Origin of the sequence: Streptococcus sp. HMSC065H07 (assembly GCF_001837325.1) — a bacterium.
GTDB classification, from domain to species: Bacteria; Bacillota; Bacilli; order Lactobacillales; family Streptococcaceae; genus Streptococcus; species Streptococcus salivarius_H.
Map to the genome: position 1 here is coordinate 22,195 of NZ_KV832053.1, position 11,116 is coordinate 33,310.

Annotated in this window: 3 protein-coding genes; all 3 read right to left on the bottom strand. The window is 41.9% G+C overall.

All coding sequences use genetic code 11. The annotated features are described in order from the left end of the window. Positions 1-106 precede the first annotated feature (106 nt). A complete protein-coding gene (locus tag HMPREF2637_RS10345) occupies positions 107-3,751 on the bottom strand; it encodes a mucin-binding protein (RefSeq protein ID WP_064524603.1) in 3,645 nt (1,214 codons plus the stop codon). Positions 3,752-4,209: 458 nt separating this feature from the next. After that, entirely contained in the window at positions 4,210-10,365 is a 6,156-nt protein-coding gene (locus tag HMPREF2637_RS10350) for a ZmpA/ZmpB/ZmpC family metallo-endopeptidase (RefSeq protein ID WP_070840188.1), read from the bottom strand. A gap of 457 nt (positions 10,366-10,822) precedes the next feature. After that, positions 10,823-11,116: LPXTG cell wall anchor domain-containing protein (locus HMPREF2637_RS10355; RefSeq protein ID WP_141760049.1), on the bottom strand; the 294-nt coding region annotated here is incomplete at its 5' end.

The following is an 11,116-nucleotide window of genomic DNA, read 5'->3' on the forward strand; positions in this document are numbered from 1 at the left end:
TGGGAGATTCCGTGAATTTTATCCGCAGACCAAAAAATCTCTCCCGAGCAATTCACTCGAGAGAGATTTTATTTTTGGAATTTATGAGAGATAAGGTGTGGAAATCTTAGTCTTGGTTTTTACGACGATTCATAGCCGCAAGTCCTGACATAAGTCCCATAACAACAACACCCATTGCTGCGAGGTTGTTATCTGACTCACCTGTTACTGGCAATTGTTCGTCGCCTTCTTTAGCTTTATCAGAACCATCTGCCTTCTTACCATCTTTGTTTCCAGATTTCTTCTTATCTGAACCTTTACCATCTGAAGCGCCATCAGCTGCTGAGCCAGATCCAGAACCTTTAGAACCCTTAGATCCGTTTGAAGTTGCTTTGACAGCTTTAGATGTTGAGCTTCCAGATTGTCCGCCATTACCGTTTGATGGTGTTGAGCCATCTTCGACCTTACGGTAGATGTAAGTCACGACTGTTTGACCTTCTGTCATCTTGTCTGTAGATTTACCTTCTTGACGAATCAATTCGTATTTCACACCGTTACGGTAGATGTAGCGATCACCATGAACATCAACTTCAGCACCAACAGAGTTAGTGATAACAAGTGGCATCTTGATTTGGTTACCATACTCGTCACGGTAGATAACGACGATAGTACCAACTTCTTTGTTAACTGCTGGTTTAGCAGGTTCTGCGTTAACAACCTTGTAAACAACCTTTGTATCTTCACCTGGGTTGCTTGGTGTCACACCTGTCTTATCAGCCTTGTAACCTTTCACTTCAGGAACAAGTGTCATAGCAGCCTTAGTTGGATCGTTAGGATCATTTGTGTAAGTAACTGCTTCAACACCCGGGATTGGATTACCTTTTTCGTCAACGGCAATAATCTTACCAAATTTAGTGTAAGTTACAGTCTCAACCTTGCTGTCCATAGTGACATCTTGAGAAGCCACACGGCCTTTATCAGCGAAGTAACCGTTAACTAATGGTGTGATTACGAGGTCGAACTTAGTCTTATCCGCTTTCCATTCACCTGCTGTAAGAATGTCACCTGTTACAGAGTCAAGCGTCAATGAACGTTTCCATTGTGCCTTTTGAACACTGTCTGCTGGCAATTTAGCATTGCTATCTTTGCTTGCATAGTGAACAGTGTATGTCACATCTTTAAGGTAAGCATCCTTAGCTGGCCATTTTGGTCCGTTTGGTTGGTTAGGATAGATTGGAGTTCCAGGTTCGTGAGCATTATCTGGATTAAAGTCAAGTGCTACACGTTTGAAGCTTACTGTCCAAGCTTGGTCAACTGTACTATCCAAGTCGAATGTTGCACCAGCTGGGTAACCATCTGTCACAAGGACATAGCCAAGGTCTTGATAATGTTTGATACGTTCAGCTGTTGAATAGTTAACTGCTTCGCCAGACTTACCAGCCAAAGCAACAGTTTCAAGGGTTGAACCACTTGTTTCATCACGGTAAACAACACTTGCTTTTTGATCGTTCTTAACGTAAACAACCTTAGTATTGCTAGACAAGTCACCTGGTGTTGCAGGTACTACCTTAGCAGTGTAACCTGGGATAATTGGCAAGTTCTTGTCAACTGCAATCATCTTAGTTGGATCGTTAGGATCATTGATGTAGACAGTATCTGACACACCTGCAATTGGGTTACCATTTTCATCAACAATGACAAATTTACCAAAGGCCTTATAAGTTACGGTGTCAGTTGCTTCTGGAGCATCTGGTGTTACTGTCTTACCACCAGCTACGGCTTTATTCGCAAAGTAGCCATTCACAACAGGAACCTTAACTGTACCGTAAGTGTGGCTAGTTTCATTCCAAGTCACCTTACCAGTCGCTTGGTTATCCTTACCTGCAAAGGTATAGTCAGATTTCACATCTGCAGCTGGTGTCTTATCGCCAGCACCTTGGAAAGTTACAGTTTGTTTGGTCGCCTTAGTCACATCGTTAACGATTGCTACGTAAACGACACGAGTGTCTTCACCTGGATTTGATGGTGATGCAGGGATAACCTTAACAGTGTAACCAGGAATACTTGGAAGCGTCTTGTCGATGGCAATCATCTTAGTCGCATCATTAGGATCGTTAGTGTAGGCAGTTGTTGATACACCTGGAATTGGATTTCCATTTTCATCCACAGCGATAAATTTACCAAAGGCTTTGTATGTCACTGTGTCTGTCGCATTTGGTGCATCTGGAGTAACTGTCTTGCCACCTGCTACGGCTTTATCAGCATAGTAACCAATGACAACTGGAGTCTTAACTGTGCCATAAGTATGGCTAGTTTCTGTCCAAGTTGTTGTGTTGGTTGTAGGGTCTTCTTTACCATTGAAGCTAAAGTCATTTTGAGTGTTAGCAGCTGGTGTCTTCGTATCAGCACCAGTGTAAGTTACTGTTTGACTTGTTGCTTTTGTGACATCTTTAGTGTCTTTTTCAACGATAATGTGGTAACGGTAACCTGGAGCTAGGTATTGACCACCACCATTAGCATCAATTGAAGCATCCAATCCTTGTGAACCGTTAGCGAATTGAACAAGGTCAACGACACGGCTTTGGTTACGGTCCCAAGCACGTTCTGAGCGGATTGTTGCAATACCGTTATTATAGTCGTATTGACGTTCTGACTTCAAAACATCTACATAAGCATTAGCTTTAGATTTGTCAGCAGAGGCATATTTGATGCGGTATCCTGCTGGTACTGGTGGAAGTTCTGTTACACCAGCATCGTAGATTTTATTGTAAGTCTTACCGTTTGCTGTGATTGTTTCAGTTGAGTTATTGATACGGTAGGTTGAAGATCCAGGAATCTTGTTTCCTGCTTCATCCACGTAGTCAATAATACCAAGGTTGGCATAGTTTACGACAACCATGTAGTTACCATTTGTAATGTAGTCATAAGGTCTCATAACCCCACGATTATCACGACCAACTCTAAGATTGTTGATGTAATCAATGTTAACAAAGTATTGCTGACGTTCTGGCAAATAAGCAAGTTTGTAGCCTAGGTTTGTCAAGTCAGGGTTTGTTGAGCTTGCTCCAGCATTTGTCAAAACAGCAACTGCATCAGCTGTACGAAGGCTACGGTTTGATACCGCAAGTCCCATAGCGTTGATGAGATTTTCAGAGTTAAGGCTTGCTTCAGCAGCATTCAATTCACTGCTTGTCACGGCCAACTCACTAGTCGCTACTTTAAGGACGCTATTTACAGCATTGGTTGTAGACTCTGCGCTGGCAGTTTCTGCTGCAGTCGCAACTGAAGCGGCTGCACTTGTTTGTGCTGATACTTGACCAGCAACAGGAGCTTCGGCTACTGCTGTTGAGCTAAGAGCTTGTGCACTAGTCGCTACAGATGAAGCAGTCGCTGCTGCAGATTCAGAGCTCGCTTGCGATGCAGCCTGAGAAGCTGCTTCTGAACTAGCTGCTGTTTGACTAGTTGTTGAAGTTGCCTGGCTTTCTTGAGCTGCTGATTGTGGCTGTTCACTAGCCAAGGCCACAGTAGAGACTGAGCTTGGTGCGTTTTCTGTTGTTGCTGGCGCTACTGATGCTGTTGTTGGCGTTGATTGCTCCACGACTACATCTGGCTCAGCAGTTGTTTCCATACCTGCGGTAGTTGGTGCTACCGTTTCATCAGCTTGGGCACCCTGTGCATTTGAGAAGATTGAAACTCCCAAAAGGACAGAGGCTACACCAAAGCTATATTTTCTTAATGAAAAACGTTGGCGTTTATTAAACATATCTCTCATAATAATAAATTTCCTCAATATCCAAATTACTTTATATACAGTTTCCATTTTATACTATAATTATTAAATTGTCAAATATATACTAATAATTGTGTAAAAGTTTAACTTTTATTAGAAAATATTAATTTAAAACTTTTATCTAAGTCCTTTGAAACTTCAAAACGTTCGTGCTTTTATTTACCACAATCCTCTGTTTTGTTAGTTCTATAATTTTCAAAATATTTTTATATCAAACCATTTTTCATTAAAAAGGTTCATCACCCTAACCTTATTTTTTAGTTTTGGTGATATTTATTAAAATACAAAATACTCTCCCTTCAAAAAGAAAATTTTTTTAACGACTCAACTCACAGTTCTCTCAACCCCTTGCCAATACTGACATAGAGGCTCCTACTTCCCATATTCCCAACAGATTCAAAAATCCCTTTGGCATTGACCAAAAGGGATTCTTTCATCTATTATTTGAAAATAGAACTTGTGAAACTATCTGTCTCTTGTAGGAGTTTCTTATAGACAGCTTCTTTGAGTTTCGTCGTATGGCTTGTTGACACTGATTTATTACCGTTATTATCTGTTTTAATACTTGCAGCATCTTTTGCTACTGCAGCCTTAAACAAGGCTAATAAATCATCGTAAGAGCTTACTGTTGTGCCGTCAATTGTAACTGTCGTCAAACCATGTGACGCTTTGTCTTTCACTTCTTTGAAGTAGGCCTTCTTGAAGGCTTCTAGTGAGTTGAACTGACCATCAGAAATCTTGCTAATGATAAAGTCGTCTCCAAGGGTGTCCTTACCAGCCGCTTTTGCTTCTTGTTTATACTTGTTAGTCGCATAACCTAGGAAGCCTTTTTCATAGCCGTAGTAACCCCAGAGTCTGAAAGTATTATGCTTGAAGGACATAGCACCTGGAGAGCCCTCACTGGTATTACCACCATAAATGGCAGACATCATAGGCACATTGACATAGGCAGAAGAGAAATCCTCAGGTTTATAAACACCATTTCCAGGTCCACGATTGGTCATGAAGTTATTATCCACAAGGTCATCAATAGAGGTCAAATTAATAGCCTTTTCACTATCACTTAAAGCACGAACCTTGTCGTATTGATTTTTACTGTTACCTCGTAGCTGTTTATCTACCTTCTTGAACCATGCGTTATTGAGCTCTTGCTTGCCTTGACTGAGGACTGCTTCCCCTTCCAACGAATCAAGAAGCATAAGGGTATCGTTGTAGCCTTTCATGTAACGGTCGATGGCTTCACGCGAGTTCAACTTGTTTGGATTCGTATTGTACCACTGATTACCGTCGTTTTCTCTTTCAAAGGCCATGTTAAGTCCCAAAGCCCCGTATTCACCTTGATGGCCCTGAGTAGCTGGTGATTGCAACATCCCTTGGGCATAAGCTTCAACGTCTGTTCCTTCACGACGACCAAAGCCTCCAAAGTAGGCAATACGGTCATTGATATGAGTTGTTTCATGAGTGAAGGCCGAAGCACCGTACTCACTAATCATGTTAGACATTACAAAAGTAACTTTGGCACGATTATCATATGGATTGTCGTAGATGGCAGCATAGGCACCGGCCATGGCTCCGTTATCACCATAGTACTCACCGACTGGTCCATAGATTTCACGGATTGGCGCATAGACTTCTGTACTGTTCTTGAATTGGCCGTAGCGCTCTGGCCAACCTGGCCAACCATGACCCCAGACATAGAAACCTTCCCAGACTGGATTGACAATGTCTTTGAACAATTTGTTTTTGACATTATCCGCAGCCAATCTTTGCCAGAAATCAAGATAGTTGATTTGACGTTGAGCGGCTAGATCAATCTCAGGTTTCAACTTCTCTAAGGTTGTATTGTACTTGTTAGCCGTACCATAAGACATGGTGTCATAGGTAGAAATCAAGAACATCTCTGTCTTATCAAGGTTCAACAATGGCAAAATCATCTTGCGGTGGAGACCACGACTAAGGTTATCATAAACACGATACTTGTGCTCACCGACACCTTCATTTTGAGATGCCTTCTCAACAACGTAGACCTTATCCTTAGCAGCATCGATAAACCAATCATTCATATTGTCGATAGTGGTAAAGAGTTTTCGGTTGTAATTAAGGAAGTCGGTCAGATCACTAGAAAGGGTACTTTTGGCGAGAACTTCACCAAAAGCATCGTAGGTTCTTGAACCACTGATATTATTTTCCTTAGAGCCAATCTCAATCAAACGGTCAAGGACATCCACATTTTTACCATAGAAATCTGGTTTGAAGAGCATGATTTCTTTGATATTAACATCATCAAACTTCACACCATAGTAGCGATTCAAGTAAGTCAAACCTAACAAGAGGGCCGCTTTATTTTTCTCAACCTTGTCAAGAATCATTTGTTGGGCAGCTGGTGATTGGTTAAGCTGGTGGTCTTCATTTTGAACCAGCTTAGTCACAAGGGTCGTCAAATTAGCCTTAACAGCTTCAAAACTTTCTTCCAAGAAGAGGTTCTTGATAGCATTGACCTTGTTTGGACCGGTACGACCAAGTTTTTGGTAAATCGGATCAGACTGCAACTCAATCGGTTTAAGGATATCCACAATACCATTGATAAGACTTGAGTGGTCTTTTTGAACGACATTTGGAGTGTACGCGATACCCAAATCAGAGACAGTGTACTCTTTAACATTGCTCAAACCTTCTGAACTCTCTGAAAGCTTGAAGTAGTCTTTGCTTCCATCAGCATAGTGAACAATAATCTTGTTACCATCGCTTAGGTCTGTGACAAAGTTACTGTCTTTCATTGGTGTCACTGAGAGCACCTCTTTGGTATTCAAGTTGTGGTCTTTGGCCAGTTTGTTTGCTTGATAGACAATATAATCCTTGTTATAGAATGGCTGGAATTTCTCAATATTCTTGTAAGCCTGCTTGTATTCTGGCTTATAGTCTTGAATATTAGCAAAATCAGCTTGACTAGAAACATTGTTAAGAGTATTCAATGCGTAAGGCTCGCTAACAAATGTATCAGCTGTGATGTTGTAACCTTCAACACGCTTGTCAGCTTCTTCCTTGGTCAAATGTTTGAGCTTATTCGGACTCTTAGTATCTTTACCAGTACCATCTTCGGCCGAGCTGTAACCAACAACACCAAAGAGATCTTTGATGTATGGACCACCGTCTTCATCATTGACATCGTTAGAAGCAAAAATTTCTTGGCCCTTGATAACCTTGGCATAGGTCACATTATTTTGAACAGCGCCGTAAGGCCATGTCTTAGCGACAATACCACCGACATTTCGTGTATTTTTAACATCAAGAACACCTTTAGCTACTGAATTGGTTACCTTGGCCTTCGTTCCTGATTTCCAACTGTTGAGCATGTAAGTGACAAATGGCACCAGCATACTTGCGTTGGCATTTTGAGCTGTAATGGTCGCATCGACATAGGCTCTGTTGACGAATCCCATGTAGTTTGAACCAGCAATCCCACCAACTGTTGAGTTATTACCAACAGAGTTGATCTTACCGATAAAGGCAACATTTTCAATCTTGCCATCTTCATCAATCTTATTGACAATACCTGCAACATCATTGTTACCAGTCACTGAACCAGCCACCTTAACATCTTCAATCAGACCTTTATTTTTAAGGTTAAATCCAACCGTCGCGATTTGATTTTGACCAGAGCGATTGATGTCTACATTTTCAAAGTTGATATTCTTGATTGTTCCGCCATTGATGACATTAAACAATGGATGCTCTAAATCATAGATGGCATAGCGTTTGTCACCATCACTTAGCAACTTACCAGTAAATTCAGTCGTAATGTATGATTTGCCGTTTGGCACAACATGACGAGCACTCATGCTTTGACCCAGCCTAAATTCACCTGAAGGATTAGCCTGAATGGCATTGACCAACTCAGCAAAATCATAGTAAACATTGGCTTGGCTAGCCTGAGGTTTCTCAATGTAATAGCTATAGGTTTGAGCAAAATGGTTTTGGGCATCACGTTGAACCAAATTGTCCGCTACTGCAGTTACCTTATAAACCGCCTTGCCATCAACCGTTGTTTCTTCGATGGCTTTTACTGCCAAGTAAGTGGTCTTCTGATCCGCAGAAGTCATCTTCAAGTAGTAATTCGTGAGATCCTGAGGTACAGCTGCCAGACGAGTCTCATCCACTTCTGTTTGATTGTCATACTTAATCAAATCTGTACGTGCAAAATCTTTAAGCTCAACCTTCTTGAGATCCAGTTGGAGAGTTTGGTCTGCCAAAACCTGATTCTCCTCACCATTGCCACGATCATAGGTCATGGTTGTTGTGAGGGTATATGGCTTGTAATAGTCTAAGTTTGTTAGGTCAGCAGTCAAGGTCGTGCTAGGAATATCAAGCGTTTGAACAATCTGTCCGTTTTGCTTGAGGACTGCTTTAATAGTCGTGATAGCTGCTGAACCTGGATTCGTCAAGTTGTAGCTAAGTTTAGCACTTCGACTTAAATCATCCTTATCAATCTGTGTCAGCGTAAGCACTGGTTTTTCAGATACCTTAGTTCCTTTGCGAACGATACGATCTTGGACAGGAACTAGCACTGTTTCAGTGACCGTAGGTTCTTCAGCAGTCTTATTACCCTTGTAAGTCTTATAAACCTTGGTGATTTTATTTTGCCCCTTTTGACCTTCTTGGACAACCTGCAAGGTACCCTTCTCAAGCGTGTCATCTTCTTGGACAATTTCTTTAAATGGAAGCTCTACAATAGACTCTTCAGTCGTTGTGCCATCTAGAGGCTTGCTGCCACGACGGATTTTTCTAGGTTGTGGCACCTCAATAACCTTACCTGACACAATAGTCGGCTCACCAACCTTGACACCATCAATGGTTTGGTAAATTTTCTGGATTTCTTGGCTACCTTTTTGGCCCTCTTGTTCAACCACTTCTTCATCCACATACTTGTTATCATCAGTGATAACCTCGATAGGATAGTCGATAGCTTGCGTTTCAGTCTCTGTGATACTACCGACAACTGGGGTATGAACAGGATTCTCAGGTTGAACAGCTGCCTCACCTTCATGACCTGATTCTTGTGTACCCTTGGCTTCTAGTTTACCTGTATAGTCTGGATTAGCAGGTTGAACAGCTGCTTCGCCTTCATGTCCGGATTCCTGTGTACCCTTGGCTTCCAGTTTGCCTGTATAGTCTGGGTTAGCAGCTTGAACAGCTGCCTCGCCTTCATGGCCGGTTTCTTGAGTACCATTGGCACTAATTGGACCGGTATACTCTGGGTTGGCTGGTTGAACGGCAGCCTCGCCTTCATGACCAACCTCTTGAGTACCATTAGCACTAATTGGACCGGTGTACTCTGGGTTGGCTGGTTGAACCAAGGCTTCTCCCTCATGACCAACTTCCTGGGTACCATTGGCACTTGTAGTATCGCTACTGATTGAACCGGTGTACTCTGGGTTAGCAGGTTGAACAACTGCCTCGCCTTCGTGGCCAACTTCTTGAGTACCATTGGCACTGATTGGACCGGTATACGCTGGATTGGCGGGCTGAACTAGAGCTTCGCCTTCGTGTCCAACTTCTTGGGTACCATTGGCACTAATCGGTCCAGTGTAATCTGGATTTGCAGGCTGAACTAGAGCTTCGCCTTCGTGTCCAACTTCTTGGGTACCATTGGCACTAATCGGTCCAGTGTAATCTGGATTTGCGGGTTGAACAGTTGCCTCGCCTTCATGACCAGATTCTTGCGTACCTTTAGCGCTAATTGGTCCAGTGTACTCTGGGTTAGCAGGTTGAACAGCTGCCTCGCCTTCATGACCTGATTCTTGCGTACCTTTAGCGCTAATTGGTCCAGTGTACTCTGGGTTAGCAGGTTGAACAGCTGCCTCGCCTTCATGACCTGGCTCCTGTGTTCCTTTTTTCCAACTGATTCCCTTACTATCCCTATCAGCTGTCCCATGACTAACTGTATTATCTTCTTTTATTGAAGACTCAAGCCCTTGCAAAGTATTCTCCAAAGGTTGTTCAAGCTCCGGCTTAGCAGAGTAACGCAGATAACCCACATACTCATAACCATCAATGGCAATAACACCCTTAGCCAAATCTTCTTTATTTGAAACCGCAAGAGTTTGATTATAGGCCTGCAACTCCTTGTTTTGCAAGGCAAGAACCTCTATCGGCACAAGGAGACTTTGCCCCGCGGCCCCAATCAAGACCAAGCCAATAATTTTTTTACGATGTTTTTTTGAAAATAGCAACACAGCCATAGTCGCTGTTGCCAATCCCAAACCTGTCGCTGCCCAGTCAGAGCTTCCTGTCTGAGGAAGAGTAGCTTGACTGTCTCCCTTACGTTTATAAACCAGATAAAAAGTGTCCCCATTTTGATATTCCTTAGGAATAGCATGTACCACTTGCTTCTGCTCTTCAGCTGTTAATTCATTTTCTGTGACATAGGCCATGTGTACCGATGCATCCGAAGTAACCTGGTCTGCCGAAACTGGTTTAGACACGAAAAGACCACCTGCTAACAAGAATGTCCCGATAGCAACTGGTCCTACACCTACTGACAATTTACGAATGGCGTATTTTGTCACTTTTTCAAAAACATGATTTGCTTGTTTCATTCAAAATCTTCCTATATGTTAATCCTTGTACCCCAAGGCACGTCAAAAAAACGAAGACGTTATTGAAAAAACACGCACTCCATACATTTATTAACCTTCTTCCGAAGTCTATCATATCCTTTTTTTAATCTTTAGGCAAGTATTTTCTCTAATTTTTAATCAATATAAAAAACGAATTATGATTAGTAACTAGATCCTCTTGAAAATAATCAAACCTTTTCATATAAGCATTTTCATGCATATCACTATTTATGGGAATTTCCTCTATAATCTAAGTTACTAATATTTTTTGAATAAACCTCTCCACTTTTTGAGCTTTTATCTAATTTTTTAATATAAACAAAAACTGTCTTGTAATAGACACAAAAGAGACCCACCCCTTATGGGATGAGTCTCTTTTTTCGAAAACCGAAATAGCCTAACTAACTATGTTGAGGGATCTAACCTATGAACTATCTTAGTCTTCTTTTTTGCGTTTTCCTGCCAAACCAAGTCCAGCCACTGTCATCAAACCACCCAATAGAGTAGCCAATAATGAAGTGTTTTCACCTGTCTCAGGCAAAGCTTGCTTAGTATCAGTTGCAGCTGGTGTTGCTTTTGAGGCGACATGAACTGTATCTAATGCAGGAGCAGGTTTATGCACTGTTGGTGCTGGAGTTTTTTGATTGTCAACCGTTGGTGTATTCTTATCCGCATCTGTGCGTGGATCTTTGACGATTACCTTAACTGGAACTTCGTCTTTAGAACCGTC

Coding starts and splice junctions, on each gene's coding strand:
- HMPREF2637_RS10345 (WP_064524603.1), bottom strand. CDS start 3,751: ATGAGAGATATGTTTAATAAACGCCAACGTTTTTCATTAAGAAAATAT.
- HMPREF2637_RS10350 (WP_070840188.1), bottom strand. CDS start 10,365: ATGAAACAAGCAAATCATGTTTTTGAAAAAGTGACAAAATACGCCATT.